41 protein-coding genes and 1 pseudogene are annotated in these 23817 nt (G+C 50.5%); 6 read left to right on the forward strand and 36 right to left on the reverse strand.

The features are described from left to right. From tsaC to dprA, 4 genes are read right to left on the reverse strand one after another with little or no spacing between them, the layout of a single operon-like run. Nucleotides 1-573: an L-threonylcarbamoyladenylate synthase type 1 TsaC gene (gene tsaC / locus V1599_RS00735; RefSeq protein WP_112013190.1), complete on the reverse strand. Its 573-nt coding sequence runs from the start codon at nt 571-573 to the stop codon at nt 1-3. Then, complete coding sequence (locus V1599_RS00740; protein ID WP_112013189.1) at nt 566-1120, reverse strand: type I DNA topoisomerase; 555 nt, start codon at nt 1118-1120, stop codon at nt 566-568. The genes tsaC and V1599_RS00740 overlap by 8 nt, the downstream gene beginning before the upstream one ends. 26 nt (nt 1121-1146) lie before the next feature. Next, entirely contained in the window at nt 1147-1620 is a 474-nt protein-coding gene (gene smg / locus V1599_RS00745) for a DUF494 family protein Smg (RefSeq protein WP_112013188.1), read from the reverse strand. Further along, a complete protein-coding gene (dprA, locus tag V1599_RS00750; RefSeq protein WP_395300877.1) occupies nt 1592-2716 on the reverse strand; it encodes a DNA-protecting protein DprA in 1125 nt (374 codons plus the stop codon). Before dprA ends, smg begins: the two co-directional genes overlap by 29 nt. 127 nt (nt 2717-2843) lie before the next feature. On the opposite strand from dprA, the gene def reads away from it, so the two are divergent. The 5 genes from def to mscL all read left to right on the forward strand — a co-directional run bounded on the left by def (nt 2844) and on the right by mscL (nt 7620). Further along, nucleotides 2844-3353, forward strand: coding sequence for a peptide deformylase (def, locus tag V1599_RS00755; RefSeq protein WP_395300878.1), 510 nt, complete (start codon nt 2844-2846; stop codon nt 3351-3353). Nucleotides 3354-3377: 24 nt separating this feature from the next. Further along, a complete protein-coding gene (gene fmt / locus V1599_RS00760; protein WP_395300879.1) occupies nt 3378-4325 on the forward strand; it encodes a methionyl-tRNA formyltransferase in 948 nt (315 codons plus the stop codon). Nucleotides 4326-4376: 51 nt separating this feature from the next. After that, nucleotides 4377-5663: a 16S rRNA (cytosine(967)-C(5))-methyltransferase RsmB gene (rsmB, locus tag V1599_RS00765; RefSeq protein WP_395301551.1), complete on the forward strand. Its 1287-nt coding sequence runs from the start codon at nt 4377-4379 to the stop codon at nt 5661-5663. Between the two features lie 22 nt (nt 5664-5685). After that, the gene (gene trkA, locus V1599_RS00770; protein ID WP_395300880.1) at nt 5686-7062 is read left to right on the forward strand and encodes a Trk system potassium transporter TrkA; all 1377 of its coding nucleotides are present in this window, start codon (nt 5686-5688) and stop codon (nt 7060-7062) included. Between the two features lie 144 nt (nt 7063-7206). Then, complete coding sequence (gene mscL / locus V1599_RS00775) at nt 7207-7620, forward strand: large-conductance mechanosensitive channel protein MscL (RefSeq protein WP_395300881.1); 414 nt, start codon at nt 7207-7209, stop codon at nt 7618-7620. Here the strand turns inward: mscL and V1599_RS00780 are convergent. The 31 genes and pseudogenes from V1599_RS00780 to rpsJ all read right to left on the reverse strand — a co-directional run bounded on the left by V1599_RS00780 (nt 7556) and on the right by rpsJ (nt 22452). Next, nucleotides 7556-7836 (reverse strand): annotated as a pseudogene (locus tag V1599_RS00780) (alternative ribosome-rescue factor A). The gene mscL and the pseudogene V1599_RS00780 overlap by 65 nt on opposite strands. A gap of 56 nt (nt 7837-7892) precedes the next feature. Continuing rightward, nucleotides 7893-8318, reverse strand: a complete 426-nt coding sequence (gene zntR, locus V1599_RS00785) for a Zn(2+)-responsive transcriptional regulator (protein WP_395300882.1) — start codon at nt 8316-8318, stop codon at nt 7893-7895. Nucleotides 8319-8320: 2 nt separating this feature from the next. After that, nucleotides 8321-8689, reverse strand: coding sequence for a DUF1992 domain-containing protein (locus V1599_RS00790; RefSeq protein ID WP_395300883.1), 369 nt, complete (start codon nt 8687-8689; stop codon nt 8321-8323). 106 nt (nt 8690-8795) lie between these two features. Next, nucleotides 8796-9182 carry a 50S ribosomal protein L17 gene (gene rplQ, locus V1599_RS00795; protein WP_001216372.1) on the reverse strand — a complete coding sequence of 129 codons (387 nt, stop codon included), beginning with the start codon at nt 9180-9182 and terminating at the stop codon, nt 8796-8798. Between the two features lie 40 nt (nt 9183-9222). Continuing rightward, nucleotides 9223-10212 (reverse strand): DNA-directed RNA polymerase subunit alpha, encoded by a 990-nt coding sequence (locus tag V1599_RS00800; RefSeq protein WP_002919219.1) that lies wholly within the window; start codon nt 10210-10212, stop codon nt 9223-9225. A gap of 25 nt (nt 10213-10237) precedes the next feature. Continuing rightward, nucleotides 10238-10858: a 30S ribosomal protein S4 gene (gene rpsD / locus V1599_RS00805; protein WP_004868345.1), complete on the reverse strand. Its 621-nt coding sequence runs from the start codon at nt 10856-10858 to the stop codon at nt 10238-10240. 33 nt (nt 10859-10891) lie between these two features. Then, nucleotides 10892-11281 (reverse strand): 30S ribosomal protein S11, encoded by a 390-nt coding sequence (gene rpsK, locus V1599_RS00810; protein ID WP_003863312.1) that lies wholly within the window; start codon nt 11279-11281, stop codon nt 10892-10894. A gap of 16 nt (nt 11282-11297) precedes the next feature. After that, nucleotides 11298-11654, reverse strand: a complete 357-nt coding sequence (gene rpsM, locus V1599_RS00815; protein WP_003863308.1) for a 30S ribosomal protein S13 — start codon at nt 11652-11654, stop codon at nt 11298-11300. A gap of 146 nt (nt 11655-11800) precedes the next feature. Further along, nucleotides 11801-11917 carry a 50S ribosomal protein L36 gene (gene rpmJ, locus V1599_RS00820; protein WP_000868187.1) on the reverse strand — a complete coding sequence of 39 codons (117 nt, stop codon included), beginning with the start codon at nt 11915-11917 and terminating at the stop codon, nt 11801-11803. A 31-nt stretch (nt 11918-11948) separates the two neighbouring features. Beyond that, complete coding sequence (secY, locus tag V1599_RS00825) at nt 11949-13280, reverse strand: preprotein translocase subunit SecY (RefSeq protein ID WP_014171896.1); 1332 nt, start codon at nt 13278-13280, stop codon at nt 11949-11951. 7 nt (nt 13281-13287) lie between these two features. Beyond that, nucleotides 13288-13722: a 50S ribosomal protein L15 gene (rplO, locus tag V1599_RS00830; RefSeq protein WP_003863304.1), complete on the reverse strand. Its 435-nt coding sequence runs from the start codon at nt 13720-13722 to the stop codon at nt 13288-13290. 3 nt (nt 13723-13725) lie between these two features. Further along, a complete protein-coding gene (gene rpmD, locus V1599_RS00835) occupies nt 13726-13905 on the reverse strand; it encodes a 50S ribosomal protein L30 (RefSeq protein WP_003863301.1) in 180 nt (59 codons plus the stop codon). 6 nt (nt 13906-13911) lie between these two features. Next, entirely contained in the window at nt 13912-14412 is a 501-nt protein-coding gene (gene rpsE, locus V1599_RS00840; protein ID WP_003863299.1) for a 30S ribosomal protein S5, read from the reverse strand. 14 nt (nt 14413-14426) lie between these two features. After that, complete coding sequence (gene rplR / locus V1599_RS00845; RefSeq protein ID WP_003863297.1) at nt 14427-14780, reverse strand: 50S ribosomal protein L18; 354 nt, start codon at nt 14778-14780, stop codon at nt 14427-14429. 9 nt (nt 14781-14789) lie between these two features. Further along, the gene (gene rplF / locus V1599_RS00850; protein ID WP_003863296.1) at nt 14790-15323 is read right to left on the reverse strand and encodes a 50S ribosomal protein L6; all 534 of its coding nucleotides are present in this window, start codon (nt 15321-15323) and stop codon (nt 14790-14792) included. A 12-nt stretch (nt 15324-15335) separates the two neighbouring features. Continuing rightward, a complete protein-coding gene (rpsH, locus tag V1599_RS00855) occupies nt 15336-15728 on the reverse strand; it encodes a 30S ribosomal protein S8 (protein WP_006178918.1) in 393 nt (130 codons plus the stop codon). 30 nt (nt 15729-15758) lie between these two features. Then, complete coding sequence (rpsN, locus tag V1599_RS00860) at nt 15759-16064, reverse strand: 30S ribosomal protein S14 (RefSeq protein WP_003863291.1); 306 nt, start codon at nt 16062-16064, stop codon at nt 15759-15761. A gap of 14 nt (nt 16065-16078) precedes the next feature. Beyond that, nucleotides 16079-16618, reverse strand: a complete 540-nt coding sequence (gene rplE, locus V1599_RS00865; protein ID WP_001096206.1) for a 50S ribosomal protein L5 — start codon at nt 16616-16618, stop codon at nt 16079-16081. 14 nt (nt 16619-16632) lie between these two features. Next, nucleotides 16633-16947, reverse strand: a complete 315-nt coding sequence (gene rplX / locus V1599_RS00870; protein ID WP_006178919.1) for a 50S ribosomal protein L24 — start codon at nt 16945-16947, stop codon at nt 16633-16635. 10 nt (nt 16948-16957) lie between these two features. Continuing rightward, on the reverse strand, nt 16958-17329 hold the full coding sequence (gene rplN / locus V1599_RS00875) for a 50S ribosomal protein L14 (protein ID WP_002919748.1): 372 nt from the start codon (nt 17327-17329) through the stop codon (nt 16958-16960). 166 nt (nt 17330-17495) lie between these two features. Further along, nucleotides 17496-17750, reverse strand: coding sequence for a 30S ribosomal protein S17 (gene rpsQ / locus V1599_RS00880; protein WP_008503489.1), 255 nt, complete (start codon nt 17748-17750; stop codon nt 17496-17498). Next, nucleotides 17750-17941 (reverse strand): 50S ribosomal protein L29, encoded by a 192-nt coding sequence (gene rpmC / locus V1599_RS00885; protein ID WP_003863282.1) that lies wholly within the window; start codon nt 17939-17941, stop codon nt 17750-17752. The genes rpsQ and rpmC overlap by 1 nt, the downstream gene beginning before the upstream one ends. Next, nucleotides 17941-18351: a 50S ribosomal protein L16 gene (gene rplP / locus V1599_RS00890; protein WP_002919759.1), complete on the reverse strand. Its 411-nt coding sequence runs from the start codon at nt 18349-18351 to the stop codon at nt 17941-17943. Before rplP ends, rpmC begins: the two co-directional genes overlap by 1 nt. Nucleotides 18352-18363: 12 nt before the next feature. After that, nucleotides 18364-19065, reverse strand: a complete 702-nt coding sequence (gene rpsC / locus V1599_RS00895) for a 30S ribosomal protein S3 (protein ID WP_000529945.1) — start codon at nt 19063-19065, stop codon at nt 18364-18366. 17 nt (nt 19066-19082) lie between these two features. Beyond that, a complete protein-coding gene (gene rplV, locus V1599_RS00900) occupies nt 19083-19415 on the reverse strand; it encodes a 50S ribosomal protein L22 (RefSeq protein WP_395300884.1) in 333 nt (110 codons plus the stop codon). Nucleotides 19416-19429: 14 nt separating this feature from the next. Next, nucleotides 19430-19708, reverse strand: coding sequence for a 30S ribosomal protein S19 (gene rpsS, locus V1599_RS00905; protein WP_001138117.1), 279 nt, complete (start codon nt 19706-19708; stop codon nt 19430-19432). A gap of 16 nt (nt 19709-19724) precedes the next feature. Next, entirely contained in the window at nt 19725-20546 is an 822-nt protein-coding gene (gene rplB / locus V1599_RS00910; protein ID WP_000301859.1) for a 50S ribosomal protein L2, read from the reverse strand. A gap of 17 nt (nt 20547-20563) precedes the next feature. Next, nucleotides 20564-20866 (reverse strand): 50S ribosomal protein L23, encoded by a 303-nt coding sequence (rplW, locus tag V1599_RS00915; protein ID WP_000617546.1) that lies wholly within the window; start codon nt 20864-20866, stop codon nt 20564-20566. Then, nucleotides 20863-21468 (reverse strand): 50S ribosomal protein L4, encoded by a 606-nt coding sequence (gene rplD, locus V1599_RS00920; protein ID WP_000424395.1) that lies wholly within the window; start codon nt 21466-21468, stop codon nt 20863-20865. Before rplD ends, rplW begins: the two co-directional genes overlap by 4 nt. Nucleotides 21469-21478: 10 nt before the next feature. Next, nucleotides 21479-22108 carry a 50S ribosomal protein L3 gene (rplC, locus tag V1599_RS00925; protein WP_006178923.1) on the reverse strand — a complete coding sequence of 210 codons (630 nt, stop codon included), beginning with the start codon at nt 22106-22108 and terminating at the stop codon, nt 21479-21481. Between the two features lie 32 nt (nt 22109-22140). Then, nucleotides 22141-22452 (reverse strand): 30S ribosomal protein S10, encoded by a 312-nt coding sequence (rpsJ, locus tag V1599_RS00930; protein ID WP_001181005.1) that lies wholly within the window; start codon nt 22450-22452, stop codon nt 22141-22143. 382 nt (nt 22453-22834) lie between these two features. Between rpsJ and V1599_RS00935 the strand changes: the two genes are divergently transcribed. Then, the gene (locus V1599_RS00935) at nt 22835-23308 is read left to right on the forward strand and encodes an A24 family peptidase (protein ID WP_112013195.1); all 474 of its coding nucleotides are present in this window, start codon (nt 22835-22837) and stop codon (nt 23306-23308) included. On the opposite strand, the gene bfr is transcribed toward V1599_RS00935, so the two are convergent. Then, nucleotides 23292-23768: a bacterioferritin gene (gene bfr, locus V1599_RS00940; protein WP_112013180.1), complete on the reverse strand. Its 477-nt coding sequence runs from the start codon at nt 23766-23768 to the stop codon at nt 23292-23294. The two genes, V1599_RS00935 and bfr, sit on opposite strands and share 17 nt — an antisense overlap. Nucleotides 23769-23817: the final 49 nt, after the last annotated feature.

The following is a 23817-nucleotide window of genomic DNA, read 5'->3' on the forward strand; positions in this document are numbered from 1 at the left end:
TTACCCCTGGCGAAAGCGTTCCCCGGTTAAAGCGTCCCGTATTTCCGATGGATTCAGGCGTCCGCCGGTTTCACCAGCCGCTACCGGAAAATCATCGCCGAACTGGGCCAGCACTTCTTCGGTTGTACGGCAAGGCGGTAACCCGGTTAAATTTGCGCTGGTCGAGACCAGCGGTTTGCCAAACGCCAGACACAGTTCCACCACCAGAGGATGATTGGTTACGCGAACTGCAAGGGAGTCAAAGCGCCCGGTCAACCAGCGCGGCGTTGAAGGCTTCGCGGGGAAGACAAAGGTGACAGGCCCAGGCCACGCCGAGAAGATTGTCTCCCGCTGCACCGGCGTAAGCATGGAATCATCAATGTAAGGCTTGAGCTGCTCATAATTAGCGGCAATCAGTATAAGCCCTTTCTCAACAGGTCTTTGTTTAAGCGCCAGCAGGCGGCTTACGGCCGCCTCGCTGTCAGGATCGCAACCTACGCCAAAAACGGCTTCGGTTGGATAGGCGATGACTTCTTCATTTTTCAGGACGGCCACAGCATGTGCGACAGAGCCTGAGGGCAGGTTATTATTCACTGTTTTGATCCGCCAAAATCGGCTTTCCACATTGTTTACTGGCGCAAAAGCGTTTCATACCTTGCGCGGTTTTCTTTTCTATAAGTAGCGGGTACTTGCAGTGAGGGCAGACGCCCGTTACTGGTTTAAAATTGATAACGAACTGACATTCAGGATAACGATCGCAAGAATGGAAGGTCTTACCAAAACGAGAACGCCGTTGTACCAACTGCCCCTGCTGACATTGAGGGCAAGCAATTGCCGTTTCATCAGGCTTATCGATTTGTTCCGTATGTTCACACTCGGGATAGCGGCTACAGCCAATAAACATCCCATAACGTCCCTGCCGCAGAGCGAGGTCACCGCTGCAGAGTGGGCAAAACTGCCCCTCCAGAATTTTAACGATATGTCCATCCGCCTGGCTTTTCAGGGGACGGACATAATCACATTCCGGATACTGTGAACACCCGAGAAACGGACCGTGTTTCCCGGACCGAATAACTAGTTCAGCCCCACACTGTGGGCAGGGCTCATTTTTATGCACCGTGAATAGTGCTGATTTGGCCATAACAACTCTTGGTGCTGCACATTGAATCAGTGCAGCATACCTTCATTCACTTCAAAGAGTAATTCTTCCATTTGCTGATAGGCATTTTCACAGCCTGGAATATTAAACAGAACCATAAGGATGACCCACTTGAGATCCTCCAGTTCAAATTCTGCCGTATCCAGCGCCATGACGCGCTCTATCACCATCTCTCTCGTTTCGAGGTTTAGCACCTGAATTTGCTCGAGGAATAAGACAAACCCTCGGCAACTGGCATCCAACCTTTCACACTCTTCGGCGGTATAAATGCGTACAGACAGCGGGTCAGAAGCTAACTGCATCGGCTCGACAAGGCCATCCTGATAATCCGCCAGCTTCTCCAGCCACATCAACGCATTATAAATATCTTCCCGCTCAAATCCCGCATCGGTAAGATCCCGTGTCAATTTGTCCTGATCCACTCGCATTTCTGCTTCGTTATGGATGTAAGTCTCAAACAAATACATCAGTACGTCGAACATGGCTTGCCCTCCTTAATCGGACATAGCCGCCGGGTACAGCTGCGATCCACCCTGCTAACTCCAGTTCGAGTAGCTGTGCTACCGTTACTGGCACAGGTTGGCCGGCACGTTCAGCGACAACGTCAACAGGTGTTACCTCATCTCCTACGTTAGCCAGGAGCTTAGGAAATGGCAATGCTACCCTGCCCTGATTAGGTGAATTATCTCCCTTTTCAGGCGGTTCTGGCAGCCACTTCAAGCCTTGCTGCAAATTTTCAAGAATATCGCCGATACAGGTTACAGGCGTGGCGCCTTGTTTTATTAGCCAGTGGGGACCTTCACAGCCTGGGTTTCCGATCGGGCCGGGAAGCGCAAAGACTTCACGGCCCTGCTCCAAAGCACACCTGGCTGTCACGAGAGAACCGCTGCGTATTGCAGCCTCCACAACCAGGACTCCCTGGCTCAACCCGCTGATGATACGGTTACGGCGCGGAAAATTACCCGGCCGGGGCTGCGTTGGCAGTGAAAACTCAGACACTATCGCTCCCCCGGATGCGATAAGTCGGTCTGCCAGACTGTGATGACGACGCGGATACACGCTGAAAAGCCCATTACCTAGCACCGCCACGCTACGCCCATTTGCCGAAAGCGCCCCGTTGTGAGCTACACCGTCTATACCGCAGGCAAGTCCGCTGGTTATCGTAAAACCACACTGCGAGAGCGACTCACACAAGATTTTTCCCCACCGCTGACCGTACCAGGAAGGAACGCGGCTGCCAACGACTGCCAGCTGAAGGCTATTAAGTGCTTCGACATTCCCTTTCACAAACAACGCTCCGGGATAATCGGGAAGGGTACGCAGCAGTGGAGGATAGAGAGGATCGTTGGCAGTAAGAAGATAATGACCCGGCTGTTCGAGCCATTTCAGACTGCGTTCAAGCGCGCTCTCGTCTGATACAAAGAACTTCCTGGCCTGCCCGGCTGACAATCCCGATTCTCTAACGGTGGCAACATCAATTATGCTTTTACTAAGCAGCGTTTGTGCCGCCGTTAGCATTTTATCGCCGCATAACGAACCTATATCAATAAGCCGTAACCATATCTCTGTTGACGTCATCCTTTTCCCTGCCATAAGCAGCCTCAGCAATCTTTGCGATTGGTCACTGATGCTGTCAATCGAGGGGGGATTTGTCTAGAATAGAGATAATATTCTTATCAACTCCTGAACACGACTCTGGAAATTTATGGCAGTTTTGCAAGTGTTACATATTCCGGACGAGCGCCTTCGCATCGTCGCTGAACCGGTTAAAGAAGTGAATGCAGAAATCCAGCGTATCGTCGATGATATGTTCGATACCATGTACGCCGAAGAAGGTATTGGCCTTGCGGCAACCCAGGTGGACATTCACAAGCGCATCATCGTGATCGACGTCTCTGAGAATCGCGATGATCGTCTGGTGCTGATCAACCCCGAGCTGCTTGAAAAAAGCGGTGAGACGGGTATTGAGGAAGGCTGTTTGTCCATTCCTGAACAGCGCGCTTTAGTTCCTCGTGCAGAAAAAGTGAAGATTCGCGCCCTGGATCGTGACGGTAATCCATTCGAACTGGAAGCGGACGACCTGCTGGCAATTTGTATTCAGCACGAGATGGACCACCTGGTCGGTAAACTGTTTATTGATTATCTTTCTCCTCTGAAACAGCAGCGCATTCGTCAGAAAGTAGAGAAGCTGGATCGTATGCGTTCCCGCGCATAACATCCCCAGGATACAAGGAATAACGTGTCTAAAACACTACGCATAATCTTCGCAGGTACTCCTGATTTTGCAGCGCGTCATCTAGACGCGCTGCTCTCTTCTGGACATCAGGTCGTAGGCGTATTCACCCAGCCGGACCGCCCGGCGGGTCGCGGTAAAAAGCTCATGCCAAGTCCGGTAAAAATGCTGGCGGAAGAGCACGGATTACCTGTTTTTCAGCCAGCCTCTTTACGCCCCCAGGAAAACCAGCAGCTGGTTGCCGAGCTTAATGCCGACGTGATGGTGGTTGTGGCTTACGGTTTAATTCTGCCAAAAGCGGTGCTTGAGATGCCGCGCTTAGGCTGCGTTAACGTTCACGGGTCACTGCTCCCGCGCTGGCGAGGTGCGGCGCCTATCCAACGTTCTCTATGGGCTGGAGATAGTGAAACCGGCGTCACAATTATGAAGATGGACGTGGGCTTAGATACGGGTGACATGCTTTACAAATTAGCCTGCCCAATCACGGATGAAGACACCAGTGCCAGTCTGTATGACAAACTGGCAGCGCTCGGACCCATGGGTCTGATAGAAACCTTGCAGCAACTCGCAGATAATACGGCAACGCCGGAAGTTCAGGATGAATCGCTGGTGACCTATGCAGAAAAGCTGAGCAAAGAAGAGGCTCAAATTGACTGGTCGCTTCCTGCGGCTCAGCTTGAGCGCTGCATTCGCGCATTTAATCCATGGCCGATGAGCTGGATGATGGTTGATGACCAGCCGGTCAAAATCTGGAAAGCCTCCGTCATCGATAAAACCGTCGCTGCCGCACCAGGCACTATCATCGATGCAAACAAGCAAGGCATTCAGGTTGCTACCGTGGACGGTATTTTGAATCTTGAGTCGCTTCAGCCGGCAGGCAAGAAAGCGATGAGCGCTCAGGATCTCCTAAATTCCCGTCGCGAATGGTTCATTCCTGGCAATCGTCTTGCCTGAGTGAATGACTCCTTAACGCCCGGTGTTCCGGGCATTTTTATTTTTACGTTTATGAAAAAACAAAATCTACGCAGTCTGGCGGCGCAGGCCGTTGAAAAAGTGGTTGAACAAGGCCAGTCGTTGAGCAATGTCCTGCCTCCGCTGCAGCAAAAAGTGTCCGATAAAGATAAAGCGTTGCTGCAGGAACTGTGTTTCGGCGTGCTGCGCACCCTCTCTCAGCTTGAGTGGCTAATTGCTAAGCTCATGTCACGTCCTATGACGGGAAAGCAGCGTACCGTGCACTACATGATCATGGTCGGTTTTTATCAGCTTCTCCACACGCGCATACCTGCGCATGCCGCACTGGCAGAAACAGTTGAAGGCGCCGTTGTGATTAAACGCCCCCAGCTCAAGGGGCTCATCAACGGCGTTCTGCGTCAGTTTCAGCGCCAGCAGGAAGAGCTTTTAGAAGCGTTTTCCCAAAGCGAAAAACGCTTCCTGCACCCGGACTGGCTGCTTAACCGTTTGAAAAAAGCCTATCCTCAACAGTGGCAAGAGATTGTGGACGCCAATAATCAGCGTCCGCCGATGTGGCTACGCGTTAACCGCGGCCACCATTCTCGTGATGAATGGCTGGCTCTGCTGGAAGAAGCAGGAATGAGTGGATTCACGCATGCAGATTACCCTGATGCGGTGCGTTTAGCGTCTCCTGCTCCCGTGCATGCTTTGCCTGGCTTCGATGAAGGTTGGGTAACCGTGCAGGACGCCTCGGCGCAAGGATGTATGACCTGGCTTGAGCCCAAAAACGGTGAGCACATTCTTGACCTTTGTGCTGCCCCTGGCGGTAAAACAACGCATATTCTTGAAGTCGCTCCGCAGGCTGACGTCATGGCGGTAGATGTTGACGAGCAGCGCCTGTCGCGCGTTTACGACAACCTTAAACGTCTGGGAATGAAAGCGCAGGTCAAGCAAGGCGATGGCCGCACGCCTGCAGAATGGTGCGGTGAGGCTAAGTTCGATCGAATCTTACTGGATGCCCCTTGTTCTGCAACCGGCGTGATTCGCCGTCATCCTGATATAAAGTGGCTCCGCCGCGATCGCGACATTAAAGAACTTGCCCAGCTGCAATCTGAGATCCTGGACGCCATATGGCCGCATTTGAAATCGGGCGGTACGCTGGTGTATGCAACCTGCTCCATCCTGCCCGAAGAGAACAGCCAGCAAATTGCGGCTTTCCTCAAACGCACAGCGGATGCTTCACTGCAAGGCACGGGTACGCCAGAACGTCCCGGCAAGCAAAACCTGCCTGGCGCTGAAGAGGGTGATGGTTTCTTTTACGCTAAGCTAATCAAAGAGTGATGTTGAGAACAGGTCACGAGATATGAAAATTATCATTCTGGGCGCAGGGCAGGTTGGCGGTACGCTGGCTGAAAACCTTGTTGGCGAAAACAACGACATCACGATTGTTGACACCAATGGCGATCGTCTACGCGTTTTGCAGGACAAATTTGACCTTCGCGTGGTACAAGGGCACGGTTCCCATCCCCGCGTGCTGCGTGAAGCTGGTGCCGACGATGCCGATATGCTTGTTGCGGTTACTAGCTCTGATGAGACCAATATGGTGGCGTGCCAGGTGGCCTACTCGCTTTTTAATACGCCGAACAGGATTGCGCGCATTCGCTCACCGGATTATGTCCGGGACGCTGAAAAGCTGTTTAATTCCGAAGCGGTTCCTATCGATCACCTTATTGCTCCTGAGCAGCTGGTTATCGACAACATTTACCGCCTGATCGAATATCCGGGCGCTTTGCAGGTCGTTAACTTTGCTGAAGGTAAAGTCAGCCTGGCCGTAGTGAAAGCCTATTACGGCGGTCCCCTGATCGGCAACGCACTGTCTACGATGCGCGAGCACATGCCGCATATCGATACGCGCGTCGCCGCCATTTTCCGTCACGACCGTCCTATTCGTCCGCAAGGTTCTACGATTGTAGAGGCCGGAGACGAAGTCTTCTTTATCGCAGCCTCCCAGCACATTCGCGCGGTAATGAGCGAACTTCAGCGCCTGGAAAAGCCGTATAAGCGCATCATGCTGGTCGGCGGGGGGAACATCGGGGCGGGGCTTGCACATCGTCTTGAGAAAGACTACAGCGTGAAGCTGATCGAACGCAATCAACAGCGCGCTGCCGAGCTCGCTGAAAAACTGCAGAATACGATCGTCTTTTACGGTGACGCATCGGATCAAGAGCTGCTTGCCGAAGAGCATATCGATCAAGTCGATCTTTTTATTGCCGTCACCAACGATGACGAGGCGAATATTATGTCCGCCATGCTCGCCAAGCGTATGGGGGCAAAAAAGGTCATGGTGCTTATCCAGCGCAAGGCTTATGTTGACTTGGTTCAAGGCAGCGTAATTGATATTGCCATTTCACCGCAGCAGGCAACAATTTCGGCCCTGCTTAGCCACGTCCGTAAAGCGGATATCGTTGGCGTTTCGTCACTTCGCCGCGGCGTTGCAGAAGCCATTGAAGCGGTGGCACACGGTGATGAAACCACATCACGCGTCGTGGGGCGTTCTATTGATGAGATTAAACTGCCGCCGGGCACTATTATCGGGGCGGTTGTTCGCGGAAATGATGTCATGATTGCCAATGATAATTTACGAATTGAGCAAGGCGACCACGTCATCATGTTCCTTACTGACAAAAAATTTATTACCGACGTAGAACGTTTATTCCAGCCTAGTCCGTTCTTCCTGTAGGAAGCAGGTGCTCATTCCAGAGCACCTGAATATTAACCCTCTCATAATCATGCCTATTATTTCCATAACGATTATTTATCCTCGATGGAAATTAGCTAATCATTTGTTAAACTTATAATCGTCAGCTGGCACAAGGAGAACAAAATGAGCATTATTAAAGAATTTCGCGAATTTGCGATGCGCGGGAATGTGGTGGATTTGGCGGTGGGTGTCATTATTGGTGCAGCGTTCGGTAAGATCGTTTCATCTTTAGTTGCCGACATTATTATGCCACCTTTAGGGTTGCTGATCGGTGGCATCGATTTTAAACAGTTTGCCGTTACGCTTCGCGAGGCTCAGGGAGATATTCCTGCCGTCGTAATGCATTACGGCGTGTTTATCCAGAATGTGTTTGATTTTGTGATTGTGGCGTTCGCCATTTTTATGGCCATCAAGCTCATCAACAAGCTTAACCGTAAAAAAGAAGAACCTGCAGCTGCGCCTGCAGCACTGTCTAAAGAAGAAGTGTTGCTGAGTGAAATCCGTGATTTGTTAAAAGAGCAGAATAACCGCTCTTAATCAGCACCAAAAAGCCGGAAGGCCAGTGGTAAATAAGCGAATCGCTTGCTTGCCACTGGCCTCCCAGTTACCCCGTTTTGCATGTTTATCTTTACGCAGATAGCTCCCTTTTCCTTTTTTATTCTTCTCAATACGTTGCCTGAAAAGCGGATCGTGAAGCAGTGCCTCAATGGCGTTATCCTTAATTTGTCCTTTGGTATGCTGATAGCGGCTCATAGTTTCTCCTGATTATATTGATATCGACGGCAGTCTAGATCTGAGCAGGCTGAAAATCAACGAACCTGTGATTCGCCGCTTGCGCCCTGTTCAAGAGCTTCAAGAATAGAGCAATAAATACTGCTATGGGCAGTGCCGCAGCATGCATCATTTAATCTTTGCAGTGACCGCTGCATAGCCTGAAGTTCCTGAATGCGCTCTTCAACTTCATCAAGCCTGGCCTGGACAATGCTTTTAGACTCCTGACAGGTATGGTGTTGAGGATCGATACGGATCGACAACAGTTCCCGTATCGATTCAAGCGTGAAGCCCAGCTGTCGCGCATATCGGATAAACCGCAAGCGCTGCAGATCGTTATCGGTATAAAGCCTGAACCCACCTTCAGTTCTGAGCTCATGATCGATCATCTGCTGCTTTTCGTAATAACGGATGGTATCCGGCGTGACGTTCGCGAGCTTTGCAAGCTCACCGATACGATACATAGCTATTCCTCGTTTATTCTCTGCATTAATTTTTCACAATATTCACCGTGTAAAAAGTCAGTGTTCATTCCGGCCTGTCGAAGCTTAAATTCGATAAGTGTCAGTTGGCGACTCATTTCAGCATGCCGGGGATCGTCCTTTTGTATCCCTTTAATCAGATCGTTTAACCCAACCGCCTCTCTGCGAAGTTCAAGCTCAGGGGGTAAGCAGCCAGCATTTTTGAGTAATCGATATCCCGCGCGTAACTCAGTGGGTATATGCGAATCGTCATCCAGAACTAACGGTTCGCCACTACCGCGTAGGTGATCTAGTTCACCTCTCTTTTGGGCATCGCTGATATGTCGTTCCGCCCACTGGTCTAGCAGCCACATGATGCACTCCAGGTATGTTCAGAAAAGATACAGACATTGTAGAAGTGTGAGGATAGTGCAGGTATAAAAAAACCCGCCGAGGCGGGTTTTTTTACGTTACTACAGATTACTCTGCAGCAGCTTCTGCTTTAGATTCTGAACGATCAACCAGCTCGATGTAAGCCATCGGCGCGTTGTCGCCTGCACGGAAGCCACACTTAAGAATACGAGTGTAACCACCGGCACGGCTCGCGAAACGCGGGCCCAGTTCGTTAAACAGTTTTGCCACGATCTCGTTATCACGAGTACGGGCGAATGCCAGACGACGATTAGCAACGCTGTCAGTCTTGGCAAGAGTAATCAGCGGCTCAACTACGCGACGCAGCTCTTTCGCTTTAGGCAGGGTCGTCTTGATGATTTCATGACGAACCAGTGAACCTGCCATGTTGCGGAACATAGCCTGGCGATGGCTGCTGTTGCGGTTCAGTTGACGACCACTCTTACGATGGCGCATGACCTTATCCTTCTCAGTAAAACCTTAACCTGTGATCCGGTTACTCGTCAGCAATGCTTGCCGGTGGCCAGTTTTCCAGGCGCATGCCCAGAGACAGACCACGTGAAGCCAGCACGTCTTTAATCTCGGTAAGAGATTTTTTACCCAGGTTTGGCGTTTTCAGCAACTCAACCTCGGTACGCTGTACCAGATCACCGATATAGTGGATAGCTTCTGCCTTGAGGCAGTTAGCAGAGCGGACAGTCAACTCGAGATCGTCAACAGGGCGCAGCAGGATCGGATCGAATTCTGGTTTCTCTTCTTTCACTTCCGGCTGACGTACATCACGTAAGTCAACGAAAGCTTCCAGTTGTTCTGCCAGGATGGTTGCCGCACGACGAATCGCCTCTTCAGGATCGATTGTGCCGTTGGTTTCCATTTCGATGACCAGCTTGTCCAGGTCGGTACGCTGTTCTACACGCGCTGCTTCAACATTGTAGGCAATACGCTCTACAGGGCTGTAGCATGCGTCGACCAGCAGACGGCCGATTGGGCGCTCATCTTCTTCCGAATGAATTCGGGCAGAAGCCGGCACATAACCACGACCGCGCTGAACTTTGATACGCATGCTAATAGCTGCGTTTTCATCGGTCAGGTGGCAGATCACGTGCTGCGGCTTGACGATTTCAACATCACCGTCGTGGGTGATGTCGGCTGCAGTCACAGGGCCAATGCCAGATTTATTCAGAGTAAGAATAACTTCATCTTTACCCTGAACTCTCACCGCCAGCCCTTTCAGGTTGAGCAGGATTTCAAGGATATCTTCCTGAACGCCTTCTTTGGTGCTGTACTCATGAAGTACACCATCAATCTCAACCTCGGTCACCGCGCAACCCGGCATCGATGAGAGCAGAATACGGCGCAGTGCGTTACCCAGAGTATGGCCAAAGCCACGCTCTAAAGGCTCAAGGGTCACCTTGGCGTGCGTCGAACTCACTTGCTCGATATCTACCAGGCGCGGTTTTAGAAACTCTGTCACAGAACCCTGCATTGTGTCCTCTCTTTGGTACTAAGCTTTACTTGGAGTAAAGCTCGACGATCAGGTGTTCGTTAATGTCCGCAGACAGATCAGAACGTTCTGGCTGACGCTTGAACGTACCTTCCATCTTGCCAGCATCAACTTCCAGCCAGGTTGGCTTTTCACGCTGCTCAGCCAGCTCCAGAGCGGCTTTCACGCGAGATTGCTTTTTCGCTTTCTCACGAATGCTAACAACGTCATTCGCTTTAACCTGATAAGAAGCGATGTTAACAACACGACCGTTTACCATGATTGCTTTGTGGCTAACCAACTGGCGTGATTCAGCACGAGTAGCGCCGAAGCCCATACGGTATACAACGTTGTCCAGACGACCTTCCAGCAGGGCCAACAGGTTTTCACCTGTGTTGCCTTTCAGACGTGCTGCTTCTTTATAGTAGTTACGGAACTGACGCTCCAGCACACCGTACATACGGCGAACTTTTTGCTTTTCACGCAACTGCACACCATAGTCAGACAGACGCGGTTTACGCGCACCGTGCTGGCCAGGAGCTTGTTCAATTTTACACTTGGTATCGATCGCGCGAACGCCAGACTTAAGGAATAAGTCGGTGCCCTCACGACGGCTCAGCTTGAGCTTAGGACCCAAATATCTTGCCATTTTCTATCTCCAACTAACCTAAAAAACGGAGCGTTATACGCGACGTTTTTTCGGCGGACGACAACCGTTATGAGGGATCGGAGTCACATCAGTAATATTAGTGATGCGGAAACCAGCGGCGTTCAGAGCGCGAACAGTAGATTCACGACCCGGACCCGGACCTTTAACCATAACTTCCAGATTCTTGATGCCGTATTCTTTTACGGCTTCAGCGCAACGCTCTGCTGCAACCTGAGCTGCAAACGGAGTGGATTTGCGAGAACCACGGAAACCGGAACCACCGGCTGTTGCCCAACCCAATGCGTTACCCTGACGATCAGTAATAGTAACGATGGTGTTGTTGAAAGAAGCATGGATATGAGCCACGCCGTCAGAGACTTGTTTTCTTACACGTTTACGTGCACGAACTGGTGCCTTTGCCATTATTCAATCACCCCGATTATTTCTTGATCGGTTTGCGCGGACCCTTACGGGTACGTGCGTTGGTCTTAGTACGCTGACCGCGCACTGGCAGACCACGACGATGACGCAAACCGCGATAGCAACCAAGATCCATCAGGCGCTTGATGCTCATGCTGATTTCACGGCGCAGATCACCTTCAACGACAAATTTGGCAACTTCGTCACGCAGCGTGTCGATTTGTTCTTCAGACAGCTCACTGATCTTAACATCTTCAGCGATACCCGCTGCAGCCAGAATGGCTTTAGAACGGGTCTTGCCGACGCCATAGATCGAAGTTAATGCGATCACAGCATGTTTCTGATCAGGAATGTTAATGCCTGCTATACGGGCCACTATGCACTCCTACTATTTAATATGTACGCACCATGCTGAAAAGCCCGTTTTCAGGATACTCAAATGGAAACGTACAGACATACAAAAGATTGGCTGGCTAATCTAGCCAGCTCAACCCAACTTTGCAAGAAAAATATGCGAAATAATCAGCCTTGGCGCTGTTTATGCTTCGGCTCGGCACTGCAAATCACACGGATGACACCATCACGCTTAACGATTTTGCAGTTACGGCATAATTTCTTGACGGAAGCACGAACTTTCATTTTTACTCTCCGTAACTTCTCAGACGACCTATTAGCGGCCGTAGCCTTTAAGGTTCGCCTTCTTCAATGCAGACTCATACTGACTGGACATCATCAGAGTTTGCACTTGAGCCATAAAGTCCATAATCACGACAACAACGATAAGCAGCGAGGTTCCACCGAAATAGAACGGCACTTTCATCGCATCACGCATGAACTCCGGGATCAGGCAGATAAAAGTAATATAAAGCGCACCAACCAAAGTCAGGCGAGTCATTACTTTATCGATATACTTCGCCGTTTGCTCTCCCGGACGAATTCCTGGTACAAATGCACCGGACTTCTTCAGGTTATCTGCTGTTTCACGCGGGTTGAAAACCAACGCCGTGTAGAAGAAACAGAAGAAGATGATCGCAGACGCATAGAGTAACACATAAAGTGGTTGCCCAGGCTGCAAATACAGCGAAATTGTTGTCAGCCAGTTCCAACCAGTCCCGCCCCCGAACCATGACGCGATGGTCGCTGGGAACAGAATAATACTGGAAGCAAAGATAGCCGGGATAACCCCCGCCATATTCACTTTCAGCGGTAAATGTGTGCTCTGTGCAGCATAGACACGACGACCTTGTTGACGTTTAGCGTAGTTCACCACAATGCGGCGTTGACCACGTTCTACGAAGACAACAAAGAACGTCACTGCAAATACTAATACTGCAACCAACAGCAACAGGAGGAAGTGCAGGTCGCCTTGACGCGCTTGCTCGATAGTATGGGCGATGGCCGGCGGGAGACCCGCAACGATACCAGCGAAGATAATGATCGAAATACCGTTACCGATACCACGCTCAGTTATCTGTTCGCCGAGCCACATCAGGAACATCGTTCCTGTGACCAGACTTACAACAGCAGTGAAATAGAATGCAAAGCCCGGGTTTAACACCAGGCCTTGCATACCAGGCATATTCGGAAGACCGGTAGCAATACCGATCGACTGGAATATGGCCAGCACCAGAGTACCGTAACGGGTGTACTGACTAATCTTACGACGTCCAGACTCCCCTTCTTTCTTCAACTCTGCCAGGGCCGGATGAACGACCGTCAGCAGCTGGATAATAATAGATGCCGAAATATACGGCATAATACCCAGCGCAAAGATAGAAGCACGGCTGAGAGCACCACCAGAGAACATGTTAAACATTTCAATGATGGTGCCTCGCTGTTGCTCAAGCAGTTTGGCAAGTACAGCGGCATCGATACCAGGGATCGGAATAAAAGAGCCAACACGGAACACAATCAGCGCGCCGATAACAAACAGCAGTCTGCGTTTCAGCTCGCCAAATCCACCTTTGGCACTTTGAAAATCTAATCCCGGTTGCTTAGCCATCTGCTACTTATTCCTCAATTTTACCGCCAGCAGCTTCGATAGCAGCACGAGCACCTTTAGTAACACGCAGGCCACGAACAGTTACCGGAGTAGAAACTTCACCAGCCAGGATCACTTTCGCGAACTCGATCTGGATACCGATAATGTTTGCTGCTTTCAGCGTGTTCAGGTCTACAACGCCGCCTTCAACTTTCGCCAGGTCAGACAGACGGATTTCCGCTGTGATCGCTGCTTTGCGAGAGGTGAAGCCGAACTTCGGCAGACGACGGTACAGTGGCATCTGGCCACCCTCGAAACCGCGACGTACGCCACCGCCAGAACGAGAGTTCTGACCTTTGTGACCACGACCACCGGTTTTGCCGAGGCCAGAACCGATACCACGACCCAGGCGTTTACCCGCCTTTTTAGAGCCTTCGGCCGGAGACAGAGTATTTAAACGCATCTCTTACTCCTCAACTTTAACCATGAAGTAAACCGCGTTGACCATACCACGAACAGCAGGAGTATCCTCGCGCTCAACGGTATGACCAATACGACGCAGACCCAGGCCAAGCAGCGTTGCCTTGTGTTTCGGCAGACGACCGATTGCACTGCGGGTTTGAGTGATTTTAATAGTCTTTGCCATGGTCAATTACCCCAGAATTTCTTCAACGGATTTACCACGCTTGGCAGCGACCATTTCTGGAGAATTCATATTTTCCAGGCCATCAATAGTTGCACGAACCACGTTGATCGGGTTGGTGGAACCATATGCTTTAGCCAGAACGTTATGAACTCCAGCAACTTCCAGAACGGCGCGCATTGCACCACCGGCGATGATACCGGTACCTTCTGAAGCTGGCTGCATGAATACACGAGAACCCGTGTGAACACCTTTAACTGGGTGCTGCAGGGTACCGTTGTTCAGCGCGACATTAATCATATTGCGACGGGCTTTTTCCATCGCTTTCTGGATCGCTGCTGGAACTTCACGCGCTTTACCGTAACCAAAACCAACGCGACCATTACCATCACCAACAACAGTCAGAGCTGTGAAGGAGAAAATACGACCACCTTTAACGGTTTTAGATACGCGGTTAACCGCGATCAGCTTTTCCTGCAGTTCGCCAGCCTGTTTTTCGATGTGAGCCATCTTACACCTCTACCTTAGAACTGAAGGCCAGCTTCACGGGCAGCATCTGCCAGTGCCTGGACACGACCATGATATTGGAACCCGGAACGGTCAAAGGATACATTGCTGATGCCTTTTTCCAGAGCGCGTTCAGCAACAGCTTTACCTACAGCTGCAGCAGCGTCTTTGTTACCGGTGTACTTCAATTGTTCTGAGATAGCTTTTTCTACAGTAGAAGCAGCTACCAGAACTTCAGAACCGTTCGGTGCAATTACCTGTGCGTAAATATGACGCGGGGTACGATGTACCACCAGGCGAGTTGCACCAAGCTCTTTGAGCTTGCGGCGTGCGCGGGTCGCACGACGGATACGAGCAGATTTCTTATCCATAGTGTTACCTTACTTCTTCTTAGCCTCTTTGGTACGCACGACTTCGTCGGCGTAACGAACACCCTTGCCTTTATAAGGCTCAGGACGACGGTAGGCGCGCAGATCTGCTGCAACCTGACCGATCAGCTGTTTATCAGCACCTTTCAGCACGATTTCTGTCTGAGTCGGACATTCTGCAGTGATACCGGCCGGCAGCGGATGCTCAACAGGGTGTGAGAAGCCCAGAGACAGGCCTACTGCATTCCCTTTGATCGCTGCACGATAACCTACACCAACCAGCTGAAGCTTTTTAGTGAAGCCTTCGGTAACACCAACAACCATTGAGTTCAGCAGGGCACGCGCGGTACCAGCCTGAGCCCATCCATCCACGAAACCATCACGTGGACCGAAGGTCAGAGCGTTGTCTGCATGTTTAACTTCAACAGCTTTGTTGAGGGTACGAGTCAGCTCGCCATTTTTACCTTTGATCGTAATAACCTGACCGTCGATTTTTACATCAACGCCGGCAGGAATAACGACCGGTGCTTTAGCAACACGAGACATTCTTTCCTCCGATTAGGCTACGTAGCAGATAATTTCGCCACCAAGACCAGCTTGGCGCGCTGCACGATCAGTCATAACACCTTTAGAGGTAGAAACAACTGCGATACCCAGACCAGCCATAACTTTAGGCAGCTCATCTTTTTTCTTATAGATGCGCAGGCCTGGGCGGCTGACACGCTGAATGCTTTCTACAACAGCTTTACCCTGGAAATACTTGAGAGTAAGTTCCAGTTCCGGCTTGGTGTCGCCTTCAACTTTAAAATCTTCGATAAAACCTTCTTCCTTCAGCACGTTGGCAATTGCCACTTTCAGCTTGGCGGAAGGCATGGTGACCGCAACTTTGTTCGCGGCCTGACCGTTACGGATACGGGTCAGCATATCCGCGATCGGATCTTGCATGCTCATCTGTCTTTACTCCCGTGATTCAATTGGTAATTACCAGCTAGCCTTTTTCAAGCCTGGTACTTCACCGCGCATGGCGGCTTCACGCAGTTTGATACGGCTCAACCCAAACTTGCCCACATAACCATGTGGACGACCTGTTTGACGACAGCGGTTACGCTGACGAGACGGGCTGGAATCACGCGGCAGAGACTGCAGCTTGAGAACCGCATTCCAACGATCTTCGTCGGAAGCGTTCACATCAGAAATGATCGCTTTCAGTTCAGCGCGTTTAGCGAAGAATTTATCAGCTAAAGCTACGCGCTTTACTTCGCGTGCTTTCATTGATTGCTTAGCCATTCAGTAACCCTACCTTACTTGCGGAACGGGAAGTCAAAGGCAGCCAGCAGAGCACGGCCTTCTTCGTCAGATTTCGCAGTAGTGGTAATGGTAATATCCAAACCACGCACGCGGTCGACTTTATCGTAGTCGATTTCTGGGAAGATGATCTGCTCACGGACACCCATGCTGTAGTTACCACGACCGTCGAAAGACTTAGCGGACAGGCCACGGAAGTCACGGATACGTGGAACAGCAATAGTGATCAGGCGCTCAAAGAACTCCCACATGCGTTCGCCACGCAGAGTTACTTTACAGCCGATCGGATAGCCCTGACGGATTTTGAAGCCTGCAACTGATTTGCGTGCTTTGGTGATCAACGGCTTTTGACCGGAGATTGCTGTCAGGTCAGCTGCTGCGTTATCCAGCAGTTTCTTGTCAGCGATCGCTTCACCAACACCCATGTTCAGGGTGATCTTCTCGACCCGAGGGACTTGCATGACAGAATTGTAGTTAAACTCAGTCATGAGTTTGTTAACTACTTCGTCTTTGTAGTAATCATGCAGTTTCGCCATCGTACTACTCCAAATTACTTGATAGTTTCACTTGTAGATTTGAAGAAACGGACTTTTTTGCCGTCTTCGAATCTAAAGCCTACACGGTCAGCCTTGCCGGTAGCCGCATTGAAGAGAGCAACGTTAGAAACCTGAATAGCAGCTTCTTTTTCAACGATGCCACCTGGTTGGTTCAGGGCCGGAACCGGCTTCTGATGTTTCTTAACCAGGTTGATACCTTCAACGACGAGTTTGCCGGAAGACAGAACATTTTTTACTTTACCGCGTTTACCTTTATCTTTACCGGTTAACACGATAACTTCGTCATCACGACGGATTTTCGCTGCCATGATTCGCTCCTTAGAGTACTTCTGGTGCCAGAGAGATAATTTTCATGAACTTTTCAGTACGAAGTTCACGAGTTACCGGCCCAAAGATACGCGTGCCGATAGGCTGCTCGCTGTTATTGTTTAAAATAACGCATGCATTACCATCGAAGCGAATGACAGAACCGTCAGGGCGACGAACACCCTTCTTGGTGCGCACCACTACCGCCTTCAGCACATCACCTTTTTTGACCTTACCACGTGGAATTGCTTCCTTGATGGTGATCTTGATGATGTCGCCTACGCCTGCGTAGCGACGGTGCGAGCCACCCAGAACCTTGATACACATTACGCGACGTGCACCGGAGTTGTCGGCGACGTTCAGCATAGTCTGTTCTTGGATCATTTTAGTGCTCCGCTAATGTCAACTACTACCTGAGACTCTAAAATCAGAGCCGTTAAAAAGCCCCATATCGAGGGCGCGGCATTATAACACCGCTTCTGCAATATGGGTAGAAAAAATAAACGGCTCATCGCTGAGCCGTTTATTCGTATTGAGAATGCGTACTCTATTACAGAACCGCTTTCTCTACAACGCGAACCAGCGTCCAGGACTTAGTCTTGGACAGTGGACGGCATTCACGGATTTCAACCTTGTCGCCGATACCACATTCGTTGTTCTCGTCATGTACGTGCAGTTTGGTCGTACGTTTGATGAATTTACCGTAGATCGGGTGTTTCACAATACGTTCGATAGCTACAACAATGGATTTCTCCATTTTGTCGCTAACAACACGACCTTGCAGAGTACGGATTTTATCGGTCATTACGCACCCGCCTTCTGAGTCAGTAAAGTCTTAACGCGCGCAACATTGCGACGCACTTGCTTCAGCAGGTGAGTCTGTTGCAGCTGGCCACTTGCAGCCTGCATACGCAGGTTGAACTGCTCACGCAGCAGGTTCAGCAGCTCAGCGTTCAGCTCTTCAACGCTTTTTTCACGCAGCTCTTTTGCTTTCATTACATCACCGTCTTAGTTACAAAGGTGGTTTTGATAGGCAGTTTCGCTGCTGCCAGGCCGAAGGCTTCACGGGCCAGCTCTTCCGGAACACCGTCCATTTCATACAGGACTTTACCCGGCTGAATCAAGGCAACCCAGTACTCCACGTTACCTTTACCTTTACCCATACGAACTTCCAGCGGCTTCTCGGTAATTGGTTTGTCCGGGAATACACGGATCCAAATTTTACCTTGACGCTTAACTGCACGGGTCATTGCACGACGTGCTGCTTCGATCTGACGTGCAGTCAGACGCCCACGGCCAACAGCTTTCAGACCGAAAGTGCCGAAGCTAACATCCGTACCCTGCGCCAGACCACGGTTGCGGCCTTTGTGCACTTTACGGAATTTTGTACGCTTTGGTTGTAACATCAGCGACGCTCCTTATTTACGGCCTTTACGCTGCTGCTTTTTAGGTTGAGCAGCCGGTTTTTCCGGTTGTTCAACAGCAGCCATACCACCCAGGATCTCACCTTTGAAGATCCATACCTTAACGCCGATTACACCGTAAGTGGTGTGCGCTTCAGAGGTGTTGTAGTCGATGTCAGCACGCAGAGTGTGCAGCGGTACGCGACCTTCGCGGTACCATTCGGTACGTGCGATTTCCGCGCCGCCCAGACGGCCGCTAACTTCAACTTTGATACCTTTAGCGCCCAGACGCATTGCGTTCTGTACAGCACGCTTCATAGCACGACGGAACATAACACGACGTTCCAGCTGTGAAGTGATGCTATCAGCAACCAATTTAGCGTCCAGTTCAGGCTTACGAACTTCAGCGATATTGATCTGTGCAGGAACGCCAGCGATATCCGCTACGACCTTGCGCAGTTTTTCTACGTCTTCGCCTTTCTTACCGATAACGATGCCAGGACGAGCAGTGTGAATAGTCACACGGATGCTCTTAGCTGGACGCTCGATAACGATACGAGATACAGACGCTTTAGCCAGTTCCTTAGTCAGGTACTGACGTACTTTAAAATCGCTGTCCAGGTTGTCAGCGAATTCTTTGGTGTTCGCAAACCAGGTAGAGTTCCATGGTTTTACAATACCCAGGCGAATACCATTAGGATGTACTTTCTGACCCATTGCTAGTCTCCAGAGTCTCAGCGATCGGACACAACCACAGTAATGTGGCTGGTGCGCTTCAGGATGCGATCTGCACGACCTTTCGCACGCGGCATAATGCGCTTCATGCTTGGGCCTTCATCTACGAAAATTTTCGCGACTTTCAGATCGTCGATGTCAGCGCCATCGTTGTGTTCAGCGTTAGCAATGGCAGATTCCAGTACTTTCTTGACCAATACCGCAGCTTTCTTGTTGGTATAGGTCAGGATGTCCAGGGCCTGCGACACTTTCTTACCGCGAATCAGGTCAGCAACAAGGCGAACCTTCTGTGCAGAAGGACGAGCATGGCGATGTTGAGCTAAAGTTTCCATCTCTTCCTCCTACCTTATTTCTTCTTCGCTTTTTTATCAGCAGCGTGGCCGCGATAAGTACGAGTCGGTGCGAATTCACCCAGTTTGTGACCAACCATTTCGTCGGTAACAAAGACTGGAACGTGCTGACGACCATTATGGACAGCGATGGTCAAACCGATCATGTTAGGAAAGATCGTTGAACGACGGGACCAAGTGCGCAGGGGCTTCTTGTCTCCGCTTTCCACCGCTTTCTCTACCTTCTTCAGCAAGTGCAGGTCAATAAAAGGACCTTTCTTGAGAGAACGTGGCATGGCTTATCCTCTAAAATTATTTGCTACGGCGACGTACGATAAATTTATCAGTACGCTTGTTGCTGCGGGTCTTCTTACCTTTGGTCTGAACGCCCCACGGAGTTACCGGGTGCTTACCAAAGTTACGACCTTCACCACCACCATGTGGGTGATCGACTGGGTTCATCGCTGTACCGCGAACGGTAGGACGAACACCACGCCAGCGTGCAGCACCTGCTTTACCCAGAACGCGCAGCATATGCTCAGCATTGCCAACTTCGCCCAGAGTAGCGCGGCAGTCTGCTTCGACTTTACGCATTTCACCAGAACGCAGACGCAGGGTGACATAAGCACCATCACGCGCAACGATCTGAACGTAAGTACCAGCGGAACGTGCCAGCTGACCGCCTTTACCTGGTTTCATTTCTACGTTATGAACGGTAGAACCAACCGGGATATTGCGCATCGGCAGGGTGTTACCTGCTTTGATTGCAGCATCAACGCCAGACTGAATCTGGTCGCCAGCTTTCAGGCCTTTAGGGGCCAGAATGTAACGGCGCTCGCCATCTTTGTACAGAACCAGCGCGATGTTCGCGGAACGGTTCGGATCGTACTCAAGACGCTCAACAACTGCTGGGATACCGTCTTTGTTGCGTTTGAAGTCAACAATACGATAAGCCTGCTTGTGGCCACCACCGATGTGACGAGTGGTGATACGGCCATTGTTGTTACGACCACCGGATTTGCTGTTTTTTTCCAGCAACGGAGCAAAAGGTTTGCCCTTGTGCAGCTCAGGGTTAACCACTTTAACTACGTGGCGACGACCCGGAGATGTCGGTTTACATTTAACAACTGCCATTGTATTACTCCTCCGACTTACTCAGCGCCGCCAACGAAGTCCAGGTTCTGGCCTTCTTTCAGGGTGACGTAAGCTTTTTTCCAGTCGCTACGACGACCGATACGCTGTCCGTGACGTTTAACTTTCCCTTTAACTACCAGGGTGTTAACGACTTCGACTTCGACTTCAAACAGTTTCTGCACAGCAGCTTTGATCTCTGCTTTGGTCGCGTCTTTAGCAACTTTGAGAACGATGGTGTTTGTTTTTTCCATCGCAGTAGACGCTTTTTCAGAAACGTGCGGTGCGCGAAGCACCTTCAGCAGACGTTCTTCACGAATCATGCCAGCATCTCCTCAACTTGCTTAACAGCATCAGCAGTCATTACGACTTTGTCGAAGGCGATCAGGCTAACCGGGTCGATACCAGTCGCATCGCGTACGTCAACCTTATGCAGGTTGCGCGCAGCCAGGAACAGGTTTTCGTCCAGCTCACCGGTGATGATCAGCACATCTTCCAGAGCCATGTCTTTCAGTTTCTGTGCCAGCAGCTTAGTTTTAGGCGCTTCTACAGAGAACTTCTCGACAACGATCAGACGATCCTGACGTACCAGTTCGGACAGAATGCTTTTCAGCGCGCCGCGGTACATCTTTTTGTTAACTTTTTGACTGTGGTCCTGTGGACGCGCAGCGAAGGTCACGCCACCTGAACGCCAGATCGGGCTCTTGATAGAACCTGAACGCGCACGGCCGGTACCTTTCTGGCGCCATGGCTTTTTGCCAGAACCAGTTACTTCAGCACGAGTCTTCTGAGCACGAGTACCCTGACGAGCACCAGCTGCATAAGCAACAACAACCTGGTGAACCAGCGCTTCGTTGAAATCACGACCGAAGGTAGTTTCGGAAACAGTCAGCGCGCTCTGCGCGTCTTTCAATACTAATTCCATTGCTATCCCCTTACGCCTTCACAGCTGGTTTAACGATCAGGTCGCTACCGGTTGCACCCGGAACTGCACCTTTAACCAGCAGCAGGTTGCGCTCAGCGTCAACACGTACTACGTCCAGGCTCTGAACGGTTACACGTTCGTTACCCAGCTGACCTGCCATTTTCTTGCCTTTGAACACTTTGCCCGGAGTCTGGTTCTGACCGATAGAACCCGGTACGCGGTGAGACAAGGAGTTACCGTGGGTAGCGTCCTGGGTACGGAAGTTCCAGCGCTTAACGGTACCAGCAAAACCTTTACCTTTAGAGGTACCGGTTACGTCAACTTTTTTAACGTCAGCAAACAGCTCAACGCTAATGTCCTGACCTACGGTGAACTCTTCGCCTTCAGCAAGACGGAATTCCCACAGACCACGGCCAGCTTCTACGCCAGCTTTAGCGAAGTGACCCGCTTCTGGTTTGGTTACACGGTTAGCTTTTTTAGCACCAGTGGTCACCTGAACAGCGCGGTAGCCATCGTTAGCCAGATCTTTAACCTGAGTAACGCGGTTTGCTTCGACTTCGATTACGGTTACTGGGATTGAAACGCCATCTTCAGTGAAGATGCGGGTCATGCCCACTTTTTTACCGACTAAACCAATCATTGTATCAACCTCTCAATCGCTCGATGACCTGATTAACCCAGGCTGATCTGCACGTCTACACCGGCAGCCAGATCCAGACGCATCAGAGCATCAACGGTTTTCTCAGTTGGCTCAACGATGTCAACCAGACGCTTGTGAGTGCGGATTTCGTACTGATCGCGCGCGTCTTTGTTAACGTGCGGAGAAATCAGAACGGTAAAGCGCTCTTTGCGGGTCGGCAGCGGGATCGGACCACGGACTTGCGCACCAGTGCGCTTAGCAGTCTCGACGATTTCCGCGGTTGATTGATCGATCAGACGATGATCAAACGCTTTAAGGCGGATACGGATTCTTTGGTTCTGCATGAGACCAGAGCTCCAATTATTTTATAAACGAAAATGATTACTCCTCAAACCCATTACGATTGATGGGAGAGTGTAACCGTTCTTACGTAGCTCCCCAATTGGGAGCATTGTTGAGTAACAAAATTAGCTACTCCGGTTCAGATTGAACCCGCCGTCAATTACGACAAGCCCGCGCATTATACGTAAATCTGAGCAGGACGCAAGTGCAGTTTAGAAATTAAGCGCTAACGATGCACCTTGCGTGCGGCCTCGCAACAATTTTCATCAATGTGTCGAGTTTCGTTTTCTCTTCTGAAAGCACCACGCATTTTCCATTTATGCCCGTTGCCGGCAATCCGTCATGTGGCGAGTATGCGCAGACATCCTTAACGAGGCGCACACCATGCTAAACACCCTCCCCTTCTTGTTAATCTATTTTTCATTATCCGTATTGCTGGTGCGTGAAGATATCCGCGCAGGCATCCTCCCCGATAAATTTCTCTGCCCACTGTTATGGTCAGGCTTGCTTTATCAGCTCTGCATCCATCCTGATTTTCTTGCCAGCGCAGTGGTCGGTGCAATGGCGGGATACCTTGGGTTTGCCGCTATCTACTGGGGGTATCGGCTTATGTATCGGCGTGAGGGAATGGGCTATGGCGATGTGAAATATCTGGCTGCGCTCGGAGCATGGCACGGCTGGTGTGTTTTACCGGCTCTCGCCTTAGTGGCCGCACTCATGGCTGTGCTCTATCTTCTCGTTCTTTCTTTGCGAACCGCTGAAAAATTGACATTAAAAAACCCACTGCCTTTTGGGCCATTTCTGGCAGCAGCGGGTTTATGCGTCGGATGGCAGAGCTTGTTTAATCTGCCACTTTAATCTGAGACTGAAGATAGTTTTGCAAACCGATTTTGCCAATGAGATCCAGCTCGGTTTCGAGCCAGTCGATATGGCCTTCTTCATCTGCCAGAATTTGAATCATCATGTCCCGGCTGACGTAGTCATGAACGCTGTCCGCATAGGCAATGGCTTCGCGCAGATCTTTTGCACCTTCCAGCTCAAGCCGCAGGTCGGAACGCAGCATCTCTTCAACGTCCTCGCCGATACCCAGCTTGCCAAGGTCCTGCAGGTTGGGAATGCCTTCGAGAAATAAAATACGCTCTATATATTTATCGGCGTGTTTCATCTCATCGATGGACTCATGGTATTCAACGTCGTTAAGGCGAGTCAGGCCCCAGTTTTTAAACATTCTTGCATGAAGAAAATACTGGTTGATTGCGACAAGCTCATTTCCCAATAATTTATTGAGATAATTTATGATTTTAACATCACCTTTCATTATATAGTCCCTCCGCTTCCACTCATTGAAGCGTAGAACGGGCTACAGG

Origin of the sequence: Enterobacter sp. ECC-175, from assembly GCF_043968675.1 — a bacterium.
Classification (GTDB): Bacteria; Pseudomonadota; Gammaproteobacteria; order Enterobacterales; family Enterobacteriaceae; genus Enterobacter.